2 protein-coding genes are annotated in these 1,173 nt (G+C 27.6%); both read right to left on the bottom strand.

Translation table 11 applies throughout. The features are described 5' to 3' along the window. Positions 1-30: 30 nt before the first annotated feature. The gene (locus B0A57_RS11960; RefSeq protein WP_038466285.1) at positions 31-486 is read right to left on the bottom strand and encodes a hypothetical protein; all 456 of its coding nucleotides are present in this window, start codon (positions 484-486) and stop codon (positions 31-33) included. A gap of 78 nt (positions 487-564) precedes the next feature. Then, positions 565-801, bottom strand: coding sequence for a CBU_0592 family membrane protein (locus B0A57_RS11955; RefSeq protein WP_011962659.1), 237 nt, complete (start codon positions 799-801; stop codon positions 565-567). Between the last annotated feature and the right edge of the window lie 372 nt (positions 802-1,173).

The following is a 1,173-nucleotide window of genomic DNA, read 5'->3' as shown; positions in this document are numbered from 1 at the left end:
TTGTAGCGTGTGTTGGGCATGGTTATTATTTTACACTTTAAACCATTTCGAATAATACTTTTTCCCATAAGTATCAATAATTATCGTTTTAATTTCAGATACTCCAGTTTTTTTTAATTTTGATTCAATAACTTCAGAATTGATTTTATAGGTATATTTATCTCCAGGTTCCAGAGTTTTCGGAAATTTTTCTGTTGTATTAAGATCTACAAAATTAAAATATTCTTTTCCATTAATTTTAGTATCTAGTTTAAATCTAGGAACTTCAATTTGACGTTTATTTTTACTAAAATTTGTAACCGTAACCACAAAAAAAGTCTCATCTTTTCCAATATTTTGATTTGCACATATTGGAAATTGAGTGATATAACTATTGGATATTTTTAACTTACCTCTTCTGTCTAAATAGAATTCATATACGCGCCATAAAAATACAATTGTAGAAATGACCCCAGCATAAATTGATATCCAAAATTTGTAATCCATAGTTTCTCTTTTAATCGATTCTGCTGGTTAATCATGCCCAACTATAACTTATTTCCAAAATATTTTTTATCGTAACTTTCATTTTTTTAAGCTTTTTATTAATCCAAAAAGACTAACCAAGACCCAAATACCTTCGAGCATTGCAAATGGTTTGTAGTCGATTATTATCGATGTGTAACAAGTAATACAAGCCCCTAAAATATTTAAAATAAAAAACAAAGCGCCTTCTTTTGGAATTAGCGAAAATATATTAAGAAAATAGGCAGCCAAAACAATTGAAACACCTATAGTACCAATGATGTCATTATAATTCATATAACGTTTTATTAATTATCAAAGATAAATAAAAAAAAATCTATTACTACCGATCCCTACCGCAAAATGCGGGAACTAATGCGAATTAAGCAAAATATAGTTTTGTTTGCAAAAAAAGAATAATCTGCAAAACCGAAGCCAATACTTTAAAACACACTTTCAAAAAGGAAATCTTGCAAACTTAACAGACTCTTTTCAATAAGCAATCAAACCAAGTTTTTAAAATGGTGATGTGTTAGAAATCATTTTATTTGGCTTTTATATGCTTTTTACAGCCCTCTCAAAATTCAAATCAAACGACCATCACAAAAAAAATTATTGCTCAGATACTAATTTTGAAATGGCATTATTATTACTAATACCAATTTATCT

The sequence above is a fragment of the Flavobacterium psychrophilum DSM 3660 = ATCC 49418 genome, from assembly GCF_002217405.1.
GTDB classification, from domain to species: domain Bacteria; phylum Bacteroidota; class Bacteroidia; order Flavobacteriales; family Flavobacteriaceae; genus Flavobacterium; species Flavobacterium psychrophilum.
The sequence above is the reverse complement of the archived record's forward strand: the minus strand, read 5'-3'. Positions and strand labels throughout refer to the sequence as shown.